Here is a 19,487-nt window from a genome sequence, read left to right on the forward strand (position 1 = left end):
ACCCTGCGAGTCTTTGTAACTGAGCGTCGGGGTGCCCCAGCCCGCGCCCCCTCCGCCCGCCCCCGCCCCCTGCTCTTACTCGGTGTTATTCGGTGGCCAGCGCGCCGGCCGGTGCGACCTTCGCCGCCCGGCGAGCGGGCAGGACCGAGGCGAGCAAGCCTGCGACCGCGGCGATGGCGGCGATTGCGATCAGCAGCTTCCCGGGTACGGCGTACTCGACACCACCGTCGACCGTCTGGCCGCCCATCAGCGCACTCGTCCCGGTCCAGCCGTAGATCAGGCCGAGCACGATCCCGAGACCGGCCGCGACGAGTGCCATCAGCAACGACTCGACGGCGAGCATCCGGCGTAGCTGGCCTCGGGACAACCCCATCGCCCGGAGCAGTGCGTTCTCCCGCGTCCGCTCCAGCACCGACAGACTGAGCGTGTTCCCGACGCCGACCAGCGCGATCAGCACCGAGACCCCGAGCAGACCGATCCCGACGATCAGCAGGACGTCGAAGATCTTCGTGTAGCTGGTCCGCTCGGCCAGACCGCCCTCGACGCTCAGGTCCTTCACGGTCGGGATCGACTGCTGGACGGCTTCGATCACCTGTGAGCCGTTCGCCTTCGGATCCGACGCCAGCCAGTACCCGGTCACCGCCGCGTTCGGCGCCAGCTTCGCGAGGTCGCTCGAGGTCACCGTGATCGGTCCGAGCCCGGTTGCCAGTTTCGCCTTCATGAGCAGCTTGTGCTTCCCCGCGACGATCGTCACCGGGACGCCGCTCTCGACCTGCAGCAGGACCATCGTCGAGTGGTCCAGCAGCGCCGTCCCCGGCTCGAGTTTGTTGGCCAGATCCGGGTTGTGGATCACCGAGCCGGCCGCTTTCGGGTCGATCCCGGTGACCGGGAGCTCCTGGCCGCCGGCGTTCACGGTCACCTTGCTGATCGGGACGACCTGCGTGATGCCCTTGATGTCGCGCAGTTGCTGTTCCGCGCCGGCCGGCATCTTCTCGTTGTACGTCGTCACCATCAGGTCGACCGGATACTGCCCGTCCATCGACACGTCGAAGGTCCTGCGCACCGAGGCGATTCCGACACAGGTGAGGCTGATCAGCGTGACCCCGATCAGCAGGGCGGACGTCGTGGCCGCCGTACGTTTCGGGTTCCGGACCGCGTTCGCGACGGCGATCCGGGCGGGTACGCCACCACCTCGGGCCGGGAGCGCGCCGATCAGGCGGATCAACGCCGGCACCAGCAGTGAACCGATCGCGAGGACCCCGAGGAACGAGAGCCCGCCACCCGCGACACCGAGCAAGACCTGGCTCTGCGACGCTCCCGCCGCGAGCAGCAGACCGCCGCCCGCGAGCAGCAGGAAGCCCAGGACCAGGCGCAGTACGCCGGCCTTCGACCCGGCCGCCGGAGTAGCCTCGGGACGCAGCGCGGCCAGCGGGGCCACCTTCGTCGCGCGCCGGGCCGGTACGACGGCGGCGATGAGCGTGGCGACCGTACCGAGCAGCAGCGGCAGGAACACCGACGACAGATCGAGATGCAACGGGACGGCCGGGATACCCCAGTCGAACTCGCGGGACAGCGCCAGCGCCAGCGCGGAGAGCGCGACCCCGAAGACCACACCGATCGCCGACGCGATCGCGCCGACCACGGCCGCCTCGGCCAGGACCGAGGAGAACACCTGTCGCCGGGACGCGCCGACACAGCGCAGCAACGCCATCTCGCGGGTGCGCTGGGCGATCACGATCGTGAACGTGTTGCCGATCACCAGGCAGGCGACGAACAGCGCGATCACGGCGAACATCCCGAACACACCACCGAGTACGTCGATGCCGTGCGTGAAGCCCTCCACCTCGTGCTGGATGTACGCCGTACCGGTGTAGGTCCGCAGGTCCTTCGACACCGCGGCCTGCGCGGCGTCCGCGAGCTGCTGCTCGGTGACACCGGGCTTGCCGGCGATCGCGATCGCGCGGGTGTACGCGCCCGGTTCGAAGACCTTCACCGCCGCGGGCGTCGCGACCGCGGCCGCCGTACCGACGGACTTCGAGTCGTCGAGCAGGCCCACCACGGTGACGTTCCAGGACTTGTCGTCGTACGAGCTGATCCGCAGCGTCTGGCCCACCGAGACCTTGTGCTTGGCGGCGGTCCGGGCCGGCAGCGCGATCTCGTTGGTTGCGGTGGGCAACCGGCCGGACGAGGTCCCGGGACCGGAGATGTGGGTGGTGTCGTACAGCGCGTCGATCGGAAGTGACGTCGGGCGGACCAGACCGGGGTACGACGCCTGCAGGAAGGCGGTGGTCAGCGTGACGACCGACGCGGCCTGCGGAATCTTCTGCGCCTTCGCGATGTCGTCCGGCGAGATCGTCGCGTTGCCCGTGGAGACGACCGCGTCGACCCCCTTGTACTGCGCACCGATCGTCTCGTCGACGCCGTGCGACGCGGACGCGTGCACGATCATCGCGAGCGACCCGAAACCGACCCCGAGGACGATCGCCAGGCAGGCGGCGATCAGGCGGCCCAGGTGGGCGCGCAGCGAGGAGAGGATGGAGCGTCGCACGTCAGGCCCCCAGCTGGCGCAGCGCGTCCAGGACGCTCTCCGGGGTCGGCTGCCGCAGCTCGCCGGCCAGCTTGCCGTCGGCAAGCATCACGACGCGGTCGGCGTACGACGCCGCCAGCGGGTCGTGGGTCACCATCACCACGGTCTGGCCGAACTCGCGGACCGAGCGGCGCAGGAAGCCGAGCACCTCGGCCCCGGACCGCGAGTCCAGGTTGCCGGTCGGCTCGTCGGCGAACACGACCTCCGGCCGGCCGACCAGGGCACGCGCGACCGCGACCCGCTGCTGCTGACCGCCGGACAACTCCGACGGCCGGTGCGTGAGCCGGTCCTGTAACCCGAGTACGTCGATCAGCGTGCCGAGCCACTGCTGCTCGGGCTTGCGGTTCCCGAGCTCGAGCGGCAGCAGGATGTTGTCCTTCGCGGTCAGCATCGGCAGCAGGTTGAACGACTGGAACACGAACCCGATCCGGTCCCGGCGGATCTTGGTCAGCTCCGCGTCGGGCAGCTGGGTCAGCTCGGTCTCGCCGAGCAGTACCTGGCCGCCGGTCGGGGTGTCCAGCCCGGCCAGACAGTGCATCAGTGTCGACTTGCCGGACCCGGACGGGCCCATGATCGCGGTGAACTGGCCGACGCCGAAGTCGACCGAGACGCCGTCGAGCGCGGCGACCGCGGTGTCGCCCTGTCCGTACACCTTGCGCAGCTCGTGCGCCCGGATCGCGGTCCGCGGCTCCCCGTCCTGCGGCAGCCGCCCGGCCGCAAGCTCCCCGGTCTGCAAGCTCATGTCACTCCTTGGTTCAAACCCGATGGTGAACCAAAAGTTAGTGAACGCGAGCCCTGCGTACGTCGGACCAGAGTGGGGACTCCGCGTCCTACCTGGGTATTACTTGGTCGGCCGGACGAGCCCGGTCTCGTACCCCAGGACGACGAGCGCGACCCGGTCCCGCAGGCCGGTCTTCGCGAGAATCCGGCCGATATGCGTCTTCACCGTTGCCTCGGACAACGTGAAGAGCTTGGCGATCTCGGTGTTCGACAGGCCGCGGGCGACCTCGATCAGCACCTCGCGCTCGCGGGCGGTCAGCTCGGCCAGGTCCGGCCGTTCGGTCTCGGTGTCGGGCAGTGCGCCGGCGAAGTGCTCCAGCAGCCGCTTCGTCGTACTCGGGGAGACCACCGCGTCACCGGAGTACACCTGGCGGATCGCGCTCAGCAGGTCCGCGGGCGGGGTGTTCTTGAGCAGGAAGCCGGCCGCGCCGGCCTTGATCGCGGCGAACGCGTACTCGTCCAGGTCGAAGGTGGTCAGTACGATCACCTTGGGGGCCTGCGGCAACGACTGCAGCTGCTGGGTGGCCTGGACGCCGTCCAGTCGCGGCATCCGGACGTCCATCAGTACGACGTCGCACGCGGTGACCTGGATCTTCTCGACCGCCTCGCCGCCGTCACCCGCCTGACCGACGACGCGCATGTCCGCCTGGGAGTCGACCAGCATCGTGAATCCCGCTCGGACCAGTTCCTGATCGTCCACCAGGAACACCCGGATCACGTCGTCCATCACTCTCCAGTCGGCAGGTTGTACGGCAGCTTGGCGATCACCTCGTAACCGCCGCCCGCCTTCGGTCCGGCGCTCACCGTACCGCCCGAGACCGAGGCGCGCTGCCGCATCCCGACCAGGCCGTGACCCGGGTCCGAGCTCGGCGCGACGCCGGCACCGCGGCCGTCGTCGGTGACCACCACGATCAGCATCTCGCGACCGAAGTCCAAGGTGACGGAGGTCCGCGCTCCCGGCCCGGCGTGTTTCAGGGTGTTGGTCAGCCCCTCCTGCACGATCCGGTACGCGGTGAGGCCGAGCAGGGCCGGCAGGTCGCGGGGCTGGCCGGTGACGTCGTAGCTGACGGCCAGCCCGGCTTCCCGGACGTTCTCGATCAGCTCCGGCAGCGACGAGACGCCGGGCTGCGGGCGCGGCTGGTTCGGATCCAGTTCGTTCTGCTCGTCCTGTTTGAGCAGGCCGAGCATCTTGCGCATCTCGGTCAGGCTCGCGCGGCCGGTGTCGCCGATGGTCGCGAGCGCCTTCTTCGCCGCCTCGGGGGACTGGTCCGCGGCGTACAGACCGCCGTCGGCCTGGACGATCATGATCGACAACCCGTGCGCGACCACATCGTGGATCTCGCGGGCGATCCGGGTCCGCTCGTTGCTGACAGCCAGCTTCGCCTCGCGGTCGCGGTCACGCTCGAGCTGGGCGGCCCGCTCCTCGAGTTGGTTGACGTACAGCCCGCGGGTCCGGCGGCGCTCGCCGAACGCCCAGACGCCGAAGACGACCGCGCCGAGCGCGACCATCATCGTGACCTGCTGCTTCCAGTCCGAGCTCGCCCAGTAGCGGGAGGTCGCCATCAGGACGCCGAGGCCGCCGATCCCGAGGGCGATGCGGCTCAGGCGTACGTCGCCGTACACGGTGATCGCGTAGAGCGCGACCAGCAGGCCGAGGTTGCCCGGTTGCAGCTCGACGCCGGCCAGCCATTGCACGACGGCGACCGAGCAGACGCCGAAGAAGACCAGTTCGGGGTGCGTGCGGCGCCAGATCAGCGGGACCAGCATGCCGAACGCGAGGATGCCGCCGAAGTGCGCCTGGGCGAGCGACAGGAACCCGAACGTCACGCAGAGCCCGCCGGCGAGGAACAGGTCGAACGCCCTGCTCCGGGCAGGCAGCGGCCGCGCGGTCAAGATCCCCGTCATGCGAGCCAGGGTACGGGGCCGCCCGCTGCGAGGGGTCAGTCCACAGTCGGATGTCGGCGTACGACCAGGGTGTTGCGTACCGAACGACGGGTAGTGGTCGCCTCCGCCTGGCTAGGTGCCGCCGGCCCCAGGCGTGCGGAATGACCGGAGCCCGGACCACTACCCGTTCTTCGGTACGCCTACTTGTGCGGGCGCGTCGACAGGGTGGGCTTGGGTTCGAGGCCGGACAGGCCGTTCCAGGCCAGGTTGACGAGGTGCGCGGCGACGTCGGGCTTCTTCGGCTTGCGGGCGTCGAGCCACCACTGGCCGGTGAGCGCGACCATGCCGACCAGCATCTGGGCGTACATCGGCGCGTTCTTCGGGTCCAGGCCGCGGCGCTTGAAGTTCTCCGCCAGGATGTGCTCGACCCGGGTCGCGACGTCGCTGAGGATCGAGATGAACGAACCGGTCGACGAACCGACCGGGGAGTCCCGGACCAGGATCCGGAAACCGTCGGAGTTGTTCTCGATGTAGTCGAGCAGCGCGAGCGCGGCCTGCTCCACGAGTTCGTGCGCCCGGCCTGCGGTCAGCGACTGGGTGACACCGTCGAGGAGCGCCCGTACCTCGCGGTCCACGACGACGGCGTACAGGCCTTCCTTGCCGCCGAAGTGTTCGTACACGACCGGCTTGGAGACCTCGGCGCGCGCCGCGATCTCCTCCACCGAGGTGGCCTCGTACCCCTTCTGGGCGAACAGGCCGCGGGCGATGGTGATGAGTTGTTCGCGACGCTCGGCACTCGTCATCCGGATCCGGCCGGACCGCCGCGGTTTGGGTTCCGTCACGTCGAGATCACGTCAGCATCATGCCGTACTCAGGTGTTGCGGGTGCGGGAATTACGGTCAGGCCGCCTTCAAGGTGCGGGGCGTCGCGTCGGCCCGGCGGGCCTCCAGGCGCTCCCTGACCGGCCAGCGGACGTCGCTGACCCAGCCCATTTTCTCGAAGAACCAGATGCACCGCGCCGACGTGTCGAGCTGCCCACGCAGTACGCCGTGCCGCGCGCAGGTCGGGTCGGAGTGGTGCAGGTTGTGCCACGACTCGCCCTGGCTCAGGATCGCCAGCCACCACACGTTGCCGGACTTGTCGCGGCTCTTGAACGGCCGGTCGCCGATCGTGTGGCAGATCGAGTTGATCGACCAGGTGACGTGGTGCAGCAGCGCGATCCGGACCAGGCTGGCCCAGAAGAATGCGGTCAACGCGCCCTCGATCGACCACGACCACAGGCCGCCGATGATCGCCGGCGCGAGCAGCGAGACAGTCACCAGCAGCGGGAACATCCGCGACACCTGGACGATGTCCTTGTCCTTCAGCAGGTCCGGCGCGTACTGCCGCTGCGGAGTCTGCTCGGTGTCGAACAACCACCCGACGTGCGCGTGGAAGAAGCCCTTGGACAGCGCTCCGAGGCTGTTGCCGTACTTCCACGGGCTGTGCGGGTCGCCGTCGCGGTCGGAGAACTTGTGGTGCTTGCGGTGATCGGCCACCCAGCGGATCACCGGTCCCTCGATCGCCAGCGAGCCGGCGATCGCGAGCATGTACTTCGTCGCGCGGTTCGGCTTGAACGACTTGTGCGTGAACAGCCGGTGGAAACCGATCGAGATCCCGTGCCCGGCGATCGTGTAGAACACCACAGCCAGGACCACGTCCCGCCAGCCGAGGAACCCGCCCCACGCGATCGGCACCGCCGCCAGCACCGCCAGGAACGGGATACCGATGAACAGCGCGAGCGCGACCTGCTCCCAGGCCTTCTTCTGTTCACCACCGAGCGTCCCGGTGTGCACGTCCTCGACGGCGGGCGCGGTCCGGGTGGGCGCGTCGGGCGTGGCAACGGCGGGTGGAGTCATGTGTGTCTTCCCTCGGCTCAGGGGGTCCTTACCTACGCCACCGTAACCTACGGCCCCGTAGGTAAGGAACCCCTGAGCGTGTCATCCACCCCACTCGTGGCAAACTGTCCCGGCAACCACGATCCCCCGTGGGGTAATCGGCAGCCCGCGAGACTTTGAATCTCGAAGACCAGGATCGAAACCTGGCGGGGGAGCAACCCAAAACCCCGGCTCTGGAGTCCCCGAGCCGGGGTTTTTGCTCGCACGTCACTACTGAGCGCTGAGTAGATTGGCCGGGTGAACCTCGAGGTTCGGCTGCGCCCGCTCACTGCGGATGACGCGGCGACCGTCGCTGGTTGGGGCGACGATGAACAGTTCTGTCGTGCCGCGGACTGGACCATCGCGCTCGGCCTGGATGAACGCCTGGCCTTCCATCGTAGGCTGATCGCGCAGCCACCCTCGGACTTGCGGCGGCTGGGCGCGGAGGTCGCCGGCAGCCTGGCGGGCTATGTAGATCTGCACGGGAAGGGCGCAGAACGCCTCGAGCTCGGGTTCGTCATTGGGGAACGACGCCTGTGGGGCCGCGGAATCGGCACAGCCGCCGCTGCAGCCGGTCTCAGCTACGGGTTCGGCACGTTGGGGCTCTCCGAGATCTGGGCCGAGGCGCTCGATGCCAATCGCGGATCGGTGACGATTCTCCGGCGGCTCGGGATGACCGAAACCGGGACGGGTGCCGGTGGCGAGTACATGGGTCAAGGCAGCTTCTACCGCCAGTTCCTGATCACCGCCGACCAATTCGCTACGAGGCGAGCCTGAACGTCCTCCACCGGTCGAGGACTTCGTCGGCTACCTCGTCGATGGTGCGTGCTGCGGTTTTGACTACGCAGTTGCTGATGTCGTTTGTGGCGAGTTGGGTGGAGAGTTCGCAGGCGCGGGTGATGAGCTGGTTGACGTTGTGTTCGCTCTCGCGGCCGCGGTTGTGGATTCGTTGGGCGAGTTCGGCGTCTGGGGCGTCGAGACGGCAGAGCACGACGGGGCCTTCGGTGGCGTGTTCGAGTTGTTGCAGTTCGTGGAGGTCCTCGACGACTCCGGCGATGATGAGGCGACGGCTGCCTGCCTTGACGTAGTTCGACCACACGACAGCCAAGTTGGCTGCCTTCAGGCGCGAGTGATGTGGGTCGTCGTCGGGAGCCGGCCAGGCCGCGCCCAGCAGATCCAGGTCCGCAAAAGCCGGTGCGAGATCTAGGTCGATGCAGCGGTCGAAGACTCGCCAGCCGACCGAGGTCTTCCCGACTCCGGGAGGGCCGGAGATCGCTAGGGCTGGTGGCGTCGGCATTCGAGTGATGATGCCGTCCTGGGCCGCCACCGGCAAAGCGATTTGCCTAGTCGTCGGCAGGTGTGGGCTGGGCTGGGTCCCACTCGTAGTAGTCGGGGTCTGGGTCGGTTTGGAAGCGGACGGCTTTGATGGTGGATTGGCCGTTGATCCAGGCTTTGGAGATTCGGTGGCCGCCGTCCATCAGGCGGCCGTCGGCGGAGAGGATGACGGGGTAGCTGAGGTCGGCTTTCTGGATGAGGCCGGCGTGGCGGGCGACCATGCGGCAGGTGACCGCGGCGCCGCCGAACCAGCAGTCCTCGTCGAACGCGGCGATGGTGTCGATCGGTACCGACTCGACGGGAAGGCCGGCGGACAGCTCCCACAGGCGTTCGGTCAGGTAGAAGGCTCGGCCGCCAGGTACGAGACGTGAGTGCTTTTCGGGCATCGCATCATGATCGCCCGCTGAGGCGATGCCCGCGCGCCTTTACCTCGGCGTACCAGCGTTCAGGCGCAGAGGATGGCGAGGGCGGCGTCGATGGGGAGCAGGTCCTTGAGGGGCTCGCTCGGGTTCCACCAGGTGCTGTGGGACATCTCGTCGTTCGGTGTGAACGGTTGCGGTGTGGCGATCTCGCCGCGGTAGATCGCCAGGAACTCGCGCCGCTGGTCGGGCGCGACCCGGATCCGTGCGGCGCCGGCGAATTCGAGGGAGTCCGCGCGCTGGCCGCTCTCCTCATCGAGTTCGCGGATCGCGGCGTCCCGCGCCGACTCGCCCGGATCCAGCATCCCGCCGGGGAGCTCCCACGCCTTCCGGAACCTGTTGAACACCATCAGGCACTCGCCCCGGCACCACAGCACCACGAGCGAGGCCGTGAGCGGCACGGCCGGGTCCAGCCCACCGAGTTCGTCTTCCCCGAGCCGATCAAAGCTGAGCAGCGCCGATCCGTCGGCGTCCGCTGCCAGGAGCTCTTCCACAGTCCGCGAGTATCCCATGACTCGCCGGAGCGGGCGCGGGGGTGACTACGGTTCTGAGATGGGACATCGGGAGTGGGGCAGTCGGCGGCCTGGCGGACTGGCTAGGCGAGCGTTTTTCGGTAGAAGGTGGCTGAGTCTTCGTAGCCGAGGGCGAGGTAGAAGGGGCCGGCTCGGCGGCTGGCGAGGGCGAGGTACGGCGCGCCCGCGGACTGGGCCCACTTCTCGGCGTGCTCCATCAGGAGGCGGCCGATGCCGGACTGCCGGAGATTCTGGTCGACCATGATCTCCTCGACCCACGCGACGGGGCCGTTGGCGAGGAACGTGAGGTGGCAGTTGCCGAGCAGGTACCCGACGATCCCGCCGTCACCGGTCTCGGCGACCAGCAAGAGCGTGTCCGGTACGTCGACCAGCTGCGCCCACGTCGCGTCGAAGGCAGTCCGTTCGGGAGTGAACGACATGGCGAACGCCTCGGCGAGCGGCCACACGAGCTCGCCGTCCTCGAGTCGGGCTGGACGGATGTGGATGTCTTGTACAGGCACGGGCCTTAGTCTGCTGCATCTCGTCATCCCTTTGGCTGGAATTACGTGAGCGAATGGCTATTGTCGGGTGGATGATCGTCCGGCGGGTGCGTCTGAAAGATGTAGAGAGCCTTCACGAGAATCGGCTGTGTGGGTTGACGATCGAGGAGACCACCGAGCTGGTGGAGTCGGCGGTTGAGCGGGAACGGGGGAGCGAGTTCTGCTTCCTGGTCGCGGAGAACCAGGGTGGCGTGGTGGGGATGACCACGGTGGAGCGGCTCGCGCATCGGATGCGTGGGCATCGGGCGAAGCTTGGTGGGTTCGTGATTGTCCCGGCTGCGCGCGGAACGGGGCTTGCGCGGCAGATCGTCGACGCAGCCGGCTCGCAGGCGAACGCGTGGGGATGCTCGGTGCTCGAGGTCAGTTGCCGCGGTGGGACCAATGCCGAGCGCGCGTACGTCGGTCTCGGGTTCCGCGAGTGGGGCCGGATGCCCGACGGGTTCCACGACCGAGGCGGCCAGCTGTACGACGAAGTACTCCTATGGAAGCCGGCTGTTGTTGTCGAAGAGCTCCGTCAGTAGAAGGCGTGCCTTCAGAGGTTGATCCAGTGGCGGTGGGTTTCGGGGTCGATGTTGTTGCCGCAGATGATGGTTGTGACGGGGCGGCCGGCGAAGCGGTTGCGGTCTTCGAGGATTGCGGCGACGCCGAGAGCGGCTGAGGGTTCGACGATGAGGCCGGCGTGGTCGTGGAGTAGGCGGATGGCGGTGATGATCGAGGCTTCCTGCACGAGGACGGCGTCGTCCGCGACGACGAGGAGGTCGTCGAGTACTTCCGGGATCGGACGCCGGCCGGCGACGCCGTCGGCGATGGTGTCGATCGTGTCGGTGGTGACGACGCGGCGCTGGTGAAAGGAATGCGTCATCGCAGGTGCGCCGAGCGGCTGGACGCAGATCACCTCGACCTCCGGGGCGAGCATCTTCAGTACATAACCCACACCAGTCGCCATCGCCCCACCCCCGAGCGCGATCAACACCACAGGCCGCCCGGCCTCACTGTCCGCGAGCAAACTCCCGTCCGACGCGCAGTCGCCCCTCGCCCCCGCGTCGCCCCTGGGGCAGTCGTCACGCCTTGACCACGTCTCCACGAGTTCGAGGGCGATAGTTGCGGCGCCTTCGCAGGTTTCGAGGTCGAGGCTGTCTTCGAGGAGGCGGATCCCGGCGTACTGCGCGATCTCGGCGGCTCGGTCGCGGGCGAGTTCGTGGTCGCCGTCGACTAGTTCGAGGGTGGCGCCGAGGGAGCGGATGCGGTCGAGCTTGGCCTTGGTCGCGAAGCGGGAGGCGACGACGGTGACGTCGAGGCCGCGGCGGCGTCCCGACCAGGCGAGCGCCTGCCCGAGGTTGCCGGCGCTCGCGCACACCACGGCTCGCGAGTCGCCGGCGGCGAGCTGACTCGCGACGACCTCGGTACCGCGGCCTTTGAAACTGCGGACCGGGTTCGCTGTCTCGAGCTTGATGCTGAGCTCGCAGCCCAGTTCGAGCGCCTCACATCGGTACAGCGGAGTGTCGAGGAACACCGGGTCGACAAGCCGCCGTACCGCACGAATCCGCTCCAGATCGAGCCGCGTCGCCTGCACGACACGGGAGCTTACGCATTGGCAGGCACACCCGGTGATCCGAAGCAGGGAAGATGCAGGTTGGTGCGGTTCTGTTGCGGAGGATGAGTACGCCCGGAAACGATTGTGACTACTCAGCCGGCCGAGGGGCTTCTGTGGTGACAGGCGATCTACCAGTTGAACCGCTGGTGCGGAGCACTTGGCGGAATCGGCTGGAGATTGGTGCGCCGCGATGGCCGCGCCGGGCATCCTCACCGGTCTCTCGATGGTTGTGATGGCCCTGCTGGCGAAGAGGTCCCCGTGGTGGGTGCGTACCCCGATGACCCGCATGAGCACGGGATTTAAGGGCATGGGCTTGCGGGGGACGGGTGCGGGTTCGACGATGGGCGGATGGGGAGGAAAGAGCGACGCTGGGAGGACGCGGCTGCGGCCGCGGTTGCGTACGCAGTTGAAGAGGCCGTCACGGCGATCGGGCAGATGTCGTACAAGCGACAGCCGACGCAGAGTGGCGTGTTTCCGACGGACGAGTACCAGGAGCAGATCCGGCGGCTGGCCGAGATCTGCACCGCTCTGGTGCCGGGGCTCGCGCGAGATCCGGAGCGGAAGCCGACGCAGGTACTGAAAACCGCCTGGGGGAGTCTGAACGAGGACCAGCAGCGCTGGCTGCACGCCAGTTTCCAGGAAGGGGATCACGACCTGCGCGCGTTCCTCAGCTGACCGGACGCGTTGGTGGGGGACGTTACGAGTCGTCGGCGTTCAGGAACGCGGCGATGTGGTTCGCCCATGTCTCCGGCTGCTCGAAGTGGCACATGTGGGCGGTGCCGGGATGACGGCCAGCTGACTCCTGGGTACGGCGGCGTGCAGGCGATGCGCGACCTGGACGGGGAAACCCATGTCCTGCGCGCCGTGCAGGACCAGGACCGGCTTCGCGAAGTCGCGCAGGATCTGCTCGGGATCGCCGGAGAACCACGGATGTATGAGGCCCTTCACAGCACGCTCGAAGGACCAGTCGCCGAGGTCCGTGCCGAGGGACTCGAGCAATTGCAGGTACGCCGGCGCCAGGTCGAGGTCCCAGACGAACACGGTCGAGTTGCGCAGGGCACCGTTCGCCGCGTCCTCGATGGCCTGGCGACGGTGGTACTCGTCAAAGTCCGCGAGGTAACGGGCGTGGTCCGCAGCGCCGTACGCCGACGTTGACGCGAGCACCAACCGGCGTACCTGCTCGGGATGCTTGTCCACGAACTGGATCGCCGCTCGCCCACCGGTCGAGAACCCGACCAGGTCGACCGTCTCGAGCCCGAGCTTGTCGATCAGCCGGTGCGCATCCCGTACGACGTACTCCGGCTGCAGGTCGTCCGCGGGCAACCCCCGCGTGCTCCGCCCGCACCCGCGGAAGTCGAACAGCACCACGTGGTGATCCCGGGCCAACGGCTCGAACCCGGGCACGAGATACCCGTGCCCGACATCCGGCCCGCCATGAATCACCACCACCGAAGGCTTCGCGCTCCGCACGCCGAGCTCCCGCACGAACAACGTGACGTCCCCGACGTCGACGAACGCTTCACCCATCCCCGAACAATCCCACGCCCCACCGACAATCCGAGCCGTTAATCGAGCTGCGACGGGCAACCCGCGCGGCTAGGGTCGCTGGGGCCAGCCGTTCAGGGAGAGGTCGCGTATGCCGTTGTCGGACGCCGTTCTGGAGGAGCAGCTTCGGGTGCTCGGGTACGCCGGAGCGGAGCAGCTCGCGATCGGGATGGAGGGGGCGGTCTATCGGCTCGGCGACGAGCGGATCGCGAAGGTGTGGTTCCACGCCGGCGAGAGCGAATTGCGGCGGTTGGGGGAGTTGTACGCCGCGCTCGACGGACGACTGCCGTTTCGTACGCCGCGGATGCTGGAGGTTCATCGGCCGGGGCCGTATTGGGTGACGGTCGAGGCGGAGTTGCCCGGGGTCCCGTTGCACACGGTGGCGCCGGCTTTCGGGGAGCCCGGCTGGGAGCGGGTGCGGGATTGTGTTGTCGAGGTACTCGCGGCCCTCGCGCAGGTGGATGCTCCGCCGGTGCTCAACCGGATGACCGTGCTGGACGAGGCGGATCCGTTCCGGCCGGTAGGGGTTTCGTGGAACGAGGCGCTGGCGGGTCTGGTTCGTCGGCGGGCCGAGAAGTCCGCGGATCAGCTGCGCGCCGTCATCGACGACTTCGAGCCGAAGCTGGACAGGCTCCTCGCGTTGCTGGCGGAGATCAAGGAGCCGGAGACGCGGCTGGTCCACGGCGACGTGACGGCCGGGAACATCCTGGTCGACGAGAACCTCCGTCCCGTCACGGTGCTCGACCTCGGCCTGCTGACGATGCCTGGCGACCCGGTGTTCGACGCCGCCGCGGCCGCCAGCGTGATCGATCTGTGGTCGCCCCGGTGCCGCGAGGTCGAGGCAGCCTTCGACGAAACGTTCGCGACGAACCTCGGGTACGACGCCGAACAACTCCTGCTCTACCGCTGCGCGTACTCGCTCATCATCAGCAACGCCCACGACAACGACCCGTACGACCGCGACAGCCACCTCCCGCTGACGGCCCGCTTCTACAACACCCCACAAGTCACCGCACTGCTCAGTCGATGATGCAGAAGACGGTACCGTCGGGGGATTTGAGGACGACGAAGTCGGCGTCGGCTGGGTAGGTCCAGTCCTCGACGCGTACGGCGCCGAGGGCGATGAGACGGGCCACTTCGGATTCCAGGGTTGACGTCTCGTGGTCGACCCAGAGGTCGAGGTGGGTCTGGTCGGTTTCGTCGAGGTGCAGGCGGGTGGGGCGGGCGTTCGCCGGCGGAAGCAGGAAGTCGGGGTTGCCGGGCTGGCCGGTGAAGCCGAGGGCTTCGCGCCAGAACTCCGCGGCGGGGCCGGTTTTCGGGACGTTCAGGATGATTGCTCCGAGAGTGAGGGCCATGATCCGAGGGTCGCAGAGATCCGGGTGTAACGCGGGTCAGGACTTCGTGCCCGTGATCAGCCGTTCCCGGTCGAACGCCACTGATGACACCCGCCAGCCGATCCGGTTCAGCGCCACCAAGGCTGCCGCCGCCAGCACCGCCAGGAGCCGGGACGTTTCGATGACGTTCAGGGCGACCAGAGTGGTCAGGACGACTGACGGCAGGCTGGCCAACGTGGAGAGTTGCTGCGCCACGCGGACGTCGTTGGACCGGGTGGAGATGACGATGGCCACCCAGATCGACCACCCGGCCAGCAACGGTGTGAACACCAGTTGGGCGAGCAGGTCGGACGGGCGGATGAGCGCCGCGGCCACCCCGGGCTGGGCGAAAAGCCCTACGCAGGCGAGGAACAGGATGTAGACGCCGTACGCGACACCGGTCGCGGGGAGAAACGTCGCGAGAGCCTTACCGAGCAGCAGTTCCTCGCGGCGGATCGGTGTCGTGAGCAACGGCTCCAGAGTGCCCTGCTCGCGCTCGCCGACCACGGCGTACGCGGCCACCATGGACGGCACGAGAGCCGGAATGCCGAGCAGGTACAAGAGCACGTGTTCGTGCCTCAGTGCCTCCGATGCCGACGAACTCAGCGCGAAGACCGCGACCAGGGGCTGGACGGAGAAGATGACAGGAATGATTGCCATCCCGACCACGAGCGATCGGTTCCGCCGGAACTCGCGCAGTTCCTTGGCGATGATCGCGCGGACCAGTCTGCGGTTGAGCCTCATGACCGGCCCGCTTGGACGTCGTTGGTGACGAGCTCCAGGTAGACGTCCTCGAGCGAGTGGTGTGAGGCGCTGATCGAGAGCACGTCCGCGTCGTCCTTCACCAGGGCCCGGGTCACGTCCGGTGCCGCCAGCTCCGGATCCGTCACGGTCAGCACGTACGTCGCGGCGCTGCCGGCATGCCAGCCGGTGACGCCTCGGAGGCCGCGGAAGACCCGATCCGGGTCGTGGATCGGGGCCGCCGTACGCACGGTGAGCGTCCGTGCGAAGAGCTCGTCGCGTAACTGCGCCGGCCGGCCGATGGTGCGCAGCGTCGTGTTCAGGATGGCGACCCGGTCGCAGAGGCGCTCGGCCTCGTCCAGGCGATGTGTGGTGAGGAAGATCGTGACGCCGCGGTGCCGGAGATCGTCGATCAGGTCGTGCACCCCGCGGGCGGCGACGGGATCGAGACCGGAGGTCGGCTCGTCGAGGAACAGCACGCGAGGGTCGTTCAGCAGCGCCCGGGCCAGTGCGACCCGCTGCCGAAGGCCCTTCGACAAGGAGCCACAGGAATCGTGGGCCCGATCGGTCAGGTGCACCGCGCTCAGCACGTGGTCGATCCGCTCCAGTGCGGCGGGCACCTCGTACAGATCGGCGAAGCACCGCAGGTTCTCCAGCACGCTCAGCCGCAGGTACAGGCCGGGCGACTCGGGCATGATCGAGATCCGCCGGCGGATCTCGACGCCGTTGTCCGGTGTCAGTCGGAGTCCCGCGACAGTGGCCGACCCGGAGGTCGGCGCGAGCAACGTGCCCAGGGTCCGTACGGTCGTCGTCTTGCCCGCACCGTTCGGCCCGAGGAACCCGAAGACCTCGCCGTACCCGATCTCGAACGTGACGTCGTCGAAAGCCACCCGGTCGCCGAAACGCTTGCTCAGCCGGTCGGCCGACAGGGCCGGTCCGGTCGAGCTTGCGCTGTCTTCGGTCCCCGCGTTCACGGCTCCTCGATCGTTCCCCCCGGGTACTTCGAGATTACCCGGGTCGCCGGCCCCAGCGTCGACGTCCGGTTACTCCCCGGTCTCCCCGTCGATTGCCTCCCGGAGGAGGTCGGCGTGCCCGTTGTGCCGCGCGTACTCCTGCAGGAGCTTCTGCAGGTTCCACCGCACGCTCATCCCGTTCCCGGGCGGGACCGCGTCGAGGTCGGCGTACGCCGCCAGCGCCGTATCCGTCCGGTCGCGCTCCGTCGCCCAGACCGCCATCGACTCGTCCACCATCGAGGGGTTCACATCGAAGTCCCAGTCCGGCCCGTCGTCGGTGTAGTCGCCCCAGACGGGCACCATCGCGGTCTGCGGCCCGAGTGCGTACCCGCCCCACGCCCGCTCCATCTCCGCCAGGTGCCGCACGAGGCCCAGCAGCGACAACGCCGACGGCGGTACGGCGCGGCGTACCAGCTGGTCGGGGTCCAGGCCGGCGCACTTCGCCCGGAGTGCGTCCCGGTGGAACTCGAGCCAGCCGACCACGATCTCCCGCTCCGGCCCGCTCGCCGGCTTGTCGATGCGCTCCATGAGGCTGATCCCTCCCGGTCGTGGAAAGTGAAATCGCTCTCCTTGTACCCGGGGGGAGGCTCATCTGATGAGGAAGTAGGCTTGCGCGGGCACTGCATCGGGTGCCCATGCTGATACTTGTTGAAAGAAACTCGCAGGGAACTCGAGGAGAAGACCGCGTGACTTCCCATCGCCCCGCGGCGGTCGTCATCATGGCCGCTGGTCTGGGAACCCGGATGAAATCGGCGACCCCGAAGGTGTTGCACGAGATCGGCGGGCGCAGTCTCGTCGGGCATGCCGTGGTGACCGCCCGGGCGCTGAACCCCGAACACCTCGTCGTCGTGGTCGGCAACGGCCGCGAGCTGGTCGAGGACCACCTCAGGAGCGTCGACCCGGACGCCCGGACCGCCGTCCAGGAGCAGCAGCTCGGCACCGGCGACGCCGTACGCGCGGGTCTGACCGCCGTACCGGACAGCTTCGACGGCTCCGTGATCGTCACGTCGGGTGACGTCCCGCTGCTCGAGGCAGAGACGTTGCACGACCTGGTCGCCGCCCACGACAAGGACGGCAACGCGGTCACCGTGCTGACCGCCCGGGTCCCGGACCCGACCGGGTACGGCAGGATCGTGCAGGGCGCGGACGGCACCGTCGCCGCGATCGTCGAGCACAAGGACGCGACCCCGGAGCAGCGGGCGATCGACGAGATCAACGCCGGGATCTACGTGTTCGACGCGATCACCCTGCGTGACGGTCTCAGCCGACTGACCACCGACAACGCCCAGGGCGAGCTGTACCTGACCGACGTCCTCGGCATCGCCCGGAACGACGGCAAGCGGGTCGGGTCGCACGTCACCGCCGACGCGATGCAGACCGAGGGCGTCAACGACCGCGTCCAGCTCGCCACGCTCCGTGCCGAGCTGAACCGCCGTACCCTCACCAAGCACATGCGTGCGGGCGTGACGATCGTCGACCCGAACACCACCTGGGTCGACCAGACCGTCGACCTGGCCCGGGACGTCACCCTGCTGCCGAACACCCAGCTGCACGGCGCCACCACGGTCGGCAGCGGTACGACGATCGGTCCGGACACCACCCTGACCGACCTGGAGATCGGCGAGAACGCCACGATCATCCGGACCCACGGGTCACTCGCGGTGATCGGCGACGGTGCCTCGGTCGGCCCGTTCGCGTACCTGCGCCCGGGCACCAAGCTCGGCGTCAAGGGCAAGATCGGCACCTTCGTCGAGACCAAGAACTCCACCATCGGCGACGGCGCCAAGGTGCCGCACCTGACGTACGCCGGGGACGCGACGATCGGCGAGGGCGCGAACATCGGCGCCGGCACGATCTTCGCGAACTACGACGGTGTCGCGAAGCACCCGACGCACGTCGGGAAGCACTCGTTCATCGGCAGCAACTCGGTGCTGGTCGCGCCGCGCACCATCGCCGACGGTGCGTACCTGGCGGCCGGTACCGCGCTGACCGAGGACGTCGGCCCGGGCGAGATCGCGGTGGCCCGCGGCCGGCAGCGCAACATCAAGGGCTGGGTGGAGCGCAAGCGACCCGGCACCAAGACCGCCGCGGCGGCCGAGGCAGCACTCGCCGAGCAGGCCGGTGACTCCAGCGGTGACCCCACCGGTGACAAGGCCGACGACCAGTCCGGTACGCCGGACCGGTCCGGCGAGCAGTAGACGCGACAGGACAACGGGAGGCGCGGGCGATGAGTGGGATGAAACGAACCACCGAGAAGAACCTGATGGTTTTCTCCGGCCGGGCCCATCCCGGGCTGGCGGAGGAGGTCGCCGAGGAGCTCGGCTCGGGACTGGTCCCGACGCAGGCGTACGACTTCGCCAACGGCGAGATCTACGTCCGGTTCGAGGAGTCGGTCCGGGGCAGCGACGCGTTCGTGATCCAGAGCCACACCTCGCCGATCAACGAGTGGATCATGGAGCAGCTGATCATGGTCGACGCGCTGAAGCGGGCGTCGGCCAAGCGGATCACCGTGGTGCTCCCGTTCTACGGCTACGCGCGGCAGGACAAGAAGCACCGCGGTCGCGAACCGATCTCGGCCCGCCTGATGGCCGACCTGTTCAAGACCGCGGGCGCCAACCGGCTGATCTGCGTGGACCTGCACACGTCGCAGATCCAGGGCTTCTTCGACGGCCCGGTGGACCACCTGATGGCGCTCCCGATCCTGAGCACCTACGTCGCGGAGAAGTACGGCGACCAGCAGTTGGCCGTGGTCTCGCCGGACGCCGGCCGGATCAAGGTCGCCGAGCAGTGGTCCGCCCGGCTCGGCGGCGCGCCGCTGGCGTTCATCCACAAGACCCGCGACATCGACCGGCCGAACGAGACGGTCGCCAACCGGGTCGTCGGTGAGGTCAAGGGCCGGGTCTGCATCCTGGTCGACGACATGATCGACACCGCCGGCACGATTACCAAGGCCGCCGACGCGCTGATGACCGAGGGCGCCGCGGGCGTGGTGATCGCGGCCACGCACGCGATCCTGTCCGGCCCGGCGGTGGACCGGCTGAAGAACTGCCAGGCCAGCGAGGTGATCGTCACCAACACGCTGCCGATCGCCGAGGACCGCCGGTTCGACAAGCTCACGGAGCTGTCGATCGCACCCCTGATCAGCCGGGCGATCCGGGAGGTCTTCGAGGACGGCTCGGTCACCAGCCTCTTCGACGGCCGCGCCTGACCACCACCCGCTTCAACACC

Annotated in this window: 22 protein-coding genes and 1 tRNA gene; 7 read left to right on the forward strand and 16 right to left on the reverse strand. The window is 68.4% G+C overall.

Going from position 1 to position 19,487, the window contains the following annotated elements; translation table 11 throughout:
- Nucleotides 1–85: 85 nt before the first annotated feature.
- The 6 genes from ACWGID_RS22810 to ACWGID_RS22835 form a co-directional block, all read right to left on the reverse strand.
- A complete protein-coding gene (locus ACWGID_RS22810) occupies nucleotides 86–2,548 on the reverse strand; it encodes an ABC transporter permease (RefSeq protein ID WP_452199555.1) in 2,463 nt (820 codons plus the stop codon).
- A 1-nt stretch (nucleotide 2,549) separates the two neighbouring features.
- Complete coding sequence (locus ACWGID_RS22815; RefSeq protein WP_452199557.1) at nucleotides 2,550–3,329, reverse strand: ABC transporter ATP-binding protein; 780 nt, start codon at nucleotides 3,327–3,329, stop codon at nucleotides 2,550–2,552.
- A 99-nt stretch (nucleotides 3,330–3,428) separates the two neighbouring features.
- Nucleotides 3,429–4,094 (reverse strand): response regulator transcription factor, encoded by a 666-nt coding sequence (locus ACWGID_RS22820; RefSeq protein WP_452199559.1) that lies wholly within the window; start codon nucleotides 4,092–4,094, stop codon nucleotides 3,429–3,431.
- Nucleotides 4,094–5,272 carry a sensor histidine kinase gene (locus ACWGID_RS22825; protein WP_452199561.1) on the reverse strand — a complete coding sequence of 393 codons (1,179 nt, stop codon included), beginning with the start codon at nucleotides 5,270–5,272 and terminating at the stop codon, nucleotides 4,094–4,096. Before ACWGID_RS22825 ends, ACWGID_RS22820 begins: the two co-directional genes overlap by 1 nt.
- 179 nt (nucleotides 5,273–5,451) lie before the next feature.
- On the reverse strand, nucleotides 5,452–6,093 hold the full coding sequence (locus ACWGID_RS22830; protein ID WP_350281329.1) for a TetR/AcrR family transcriptional regulator: 642 nt from the start codon (nucleotides 6,091–6,093) through the stop codon (nucleotides 5,452–5,454).
- Between the two features lie 57 nt (nucleotides 6,094–6,150).
- Nucleotides 6,151–7,149, reverse strand: a complete 999-nt coding sequence (locus tag ACWGID_RS22835) for an acyl-CoA desaturase (protein ID WP_452199564.1) — start codon at nucleotides 7,147–7,149, stop codon at nucleotides 6,151–6,153.
- Nucleotides 7,150–7,271: 122 nt separating this feature from the next.
- Here ACWGID_RS22835 and ACWGID_RS22840 point away from each other — a divergent pair.
- Together ACWGID_RS22840 and ACWGID_RS22845 are read left to right on the forward strand one after the other, a co-directional pair.
- A tRNA-Gln gene (locus ACWGID_RS22840) sits at nucleotides 7,272–7,343 on the forward strand.
- A gap of 82 nt (nucleotides 7,344–7,425) precedes the next feature.
- Nucleotides 7,426–7,944: a GNAT family N-acetyltransferase gene (locus ACWGID_RS22845; RefSeq protein ID WP_452199566.1), complete on the forward strand. Its 519-nt coding sequence runs from the start codon at nucleotides 7,426–7,428 to the stop codon at nucleotides 7,942–7,944.
- Here ACWGID_RS22845 and ACWGID_RS22850 read toward each other — a convergent pair.
- The 4 genes from ACWGID_RS22850 to ACWGID_RS22865 all read right to left on the reverse strand — a co-directional run bounded on the left by ACWGID_RS22850 (nucleotide 7,928) and on the right by ACWGID_RS22865 (nucleotide 9,954).
- Nucleotides 7,928–8,464, reverse strand: coding sequence for a hypothetical protein (locus ACWGID_RS22850; RefSeq protein ID WP_452199568.1), 537 nt, complete (start codon nucleotides 8,462–8,464; stop codon nucleotides 7,928–7,930). The two genes, ACWGID_RS22845 and ACWGID_RS22850, sit on opposite strands and share 17 nt — an antisense overlap.
- Before the next feature lie 46 nt (nucleotides 8,465–8,510).
- Nucleotides 8,511–8,888, reverse strand: a complete 378-nt coding sequence (locus ACWGID_RS22855) for a hypothetical protein (RefSeq protein WP_452199570.1) — start codon at nucleotides 8,886–8,888, stop codon at nucleotides 8,511–8,513.
- Nucleotides 8,889–8,947: 59 nt separating this feature from the next.
- Nucleotides 8,948–9,415, reverse strand: a complete 468-nt coding sequence (locus ACWGID_RS22860) for an NUDIX hydrolase (protein WP_452199572.1) — start codon at nucleotides 9,413–9,415, stop codon at nucleotides 8,948–8,950.
- A 101-nt stretch (nucleotides 9,416–9,516) separates the two neighbouring features.
- Nucleotides 9,517–9,954: a GNAT family N-acetyltransferase gene (locus tag ACWGID_RS22865; protein WP_452199574.1), complete on the reverse strand. Its 438-nt coding sequence runs from the start codon at nucleotides 9,952–9,954 to the stop codon at nucleotides 9,517–9,519.
- Nucleotides 9,955–10,088: 134 nt separating this feature from the next.
- Here ACWGID_RS22865 and ACWGID_RS22870 point away from each other — a divergent pair, with 134 nt between their 5' ends.
- Nucleotides 10,089–10,514: an N-acetyltransferase family protein gene (locus ACWGID_RS22870; protein ID WP_452199575.1), complete on the forward strand. Its 426-nt coding sequence runs from the start codon at nucleotides 10,089–10,091 to the stop codon at nucleotides 10,512–10,514.
- Nucleotides 10,515–10,525: 11 nt separating this feature from the next.
- Here ACWGID_RS22870 and ACWGID_RS22875 read toward each other — a convergent pair whose 3' ends face one another.
- Nucleotides 10,526–11,566 carry a threonine ammonia-lyase gene (locus tag ACWGID_RS22875; RefSeq protein ID WP_452199577.1) on the reverse strand — a complete coding sequence of 347 codons (1,041 nt, stop codon included), beginning with the start codon at nucleotides 11,564–11,566 and terminating at the stop codon, nucleotides 10,526–10,528.
- Nucleotides 11,567–11,935: 369 nt separating this feature from the next.
- On the opposite strand from ACWGID_RS22875, the gene ACWGID_RS22880 reads away from it, so the two are divergent.
- Entirely contained in the window at nucleotides 11,936–12,262 is a 327-nt protein-coding gene (locus ACWGID_RS22880; protein ID WP_452199579.1) for a hypothetical protein, read from the forward strand.
- Nucleotides 12,263–12,301: 39 nt separating this feature from the next.
- Here the strand turns inward: ACWGID_RS22880 and ACWGID_RS22885 are convergent, their stop codons facing one another.
- Entirely contained in the window at nucleotides 12,302–13,114 is an 813-nt protein-coding gene (locus ACWGID_RS22885; protein ID WP_452199581.1) for an alpha/beta fold hydrolase, read from the reverse strand.
- Nucleotides 13,115–13,223: 109 nt separating this feature from the next.
- On the opposite strand from ACWGID_RS22885, the gene ACWGID_RS22890 reads away from it, so the two are divergent.
- A complete protein-coding gene (locus ACWGID_RS22890) occupies nucleotides 13,224–14,162 on the forward strand; it encodes a phosphotransferase family protein (protein ID WP_452199583.1) in 939 nt (312 codons plus the stop codon).
- Here the strand turns inward: ACWGID_RS22890 and ACWGID_RS22895 are convergent.
- The 4 genes from ACWGID_RS22895 to ACWGID_RS22910 form a co-directional block, all read right to left on the reverse strand.
- On the reverse strand, nucleotides 14,152–14,487 hold the full coding sequence (locus ACWGID_RS22895) for a VOC family protein (RefSeq protein WP_452199585.1): 336 nt from the start codon (nucleotides 14,485–14,487) through the stop codon (nucleotides 14,152–14,154). The genes ACWGID_RS22890 and ACWGID_RS22895 overlap by 11 nt on opposite strands.
- A 36-nt stretch (nucleotides 14,488–14,523) precedes the next feature.
- Nucleotides 14,524–15,249, reverse strand: a complete 726-nt coding sequence (locus tag ACWGID_RS22900; RefSeq protein ID WP_452199587.1) for an ABC transporter permease — start codon at nucleotides 15,247–15,249, stop codon at nucleotides 14,524–14,526.
- Nucleotides 15,246–16,220, reverse strand: coding sequence for an ABC transporter ATP-binding protein (locus tag ACWGID_RS22905; protein WP_452199589.1), 975 nt, complete (start codon nucleotides 16,218–16,220; stop codon nucleotides 15,246–15,248). Before ACWGID_RS22905 ends, ACWGID_RS22900 begins: the two co-directional genes overlap by 4 nt.
- Nucleotides 16,221–16,289: 69 nt before the next feature.
- Nucleotides 16,290–16,787 carry a DinB family protein gene (locus tag ACWGID_RS22910; RefSeq protein ID WP_452199591.1) on the reverse strand — a complete coding sequence of 166 codons (498 nt, stop codon included), beginning with the start codon at nucleotides 16,785–16,787 and terminating at the stop codon, nucleotides 16,290–16,292.
- Between the two features lie 158 nt (nucleotides 16,788–16,945).
- Here ACWGID_RS22910 and glmU point away from each other — a divergent pair, with 158 nt between their 5' ends.
- Nucleotides 16,946–18,457: a bifunctional UDP-N-acetylglucosamine diphosphorylase/glucosamine-1-phosphate N-acetyltransferase GlmU gene (gene glmU / locus ACWGID_RS22915; RefSeq protein WP_452199593.1), complete on the forward strand. Its 1,512-nt coding sequence runs from the start codon at nucleotides 16,946–16,948 to the stop codon at nucleotides 18,455–18,457.
- A 29-nt stretch (nucleotides 18,458–18,486) separates the two neighbouring features.
- Entirely contained in the window at nucleotides 18,487–19,467 is a 981-nt protein-coding gene (locus tag ACWGID_RS22920; RefSeq protein WP_452199594.1) for a ribose-phosphate diphosphokinase, read from the forward strand.
- Nucleotides 19,468–19,487 lie beyond the last annotated feature (20 nt).

The organism is Kribbella sp. NPDC054772, from assembly GCF_053611945.1.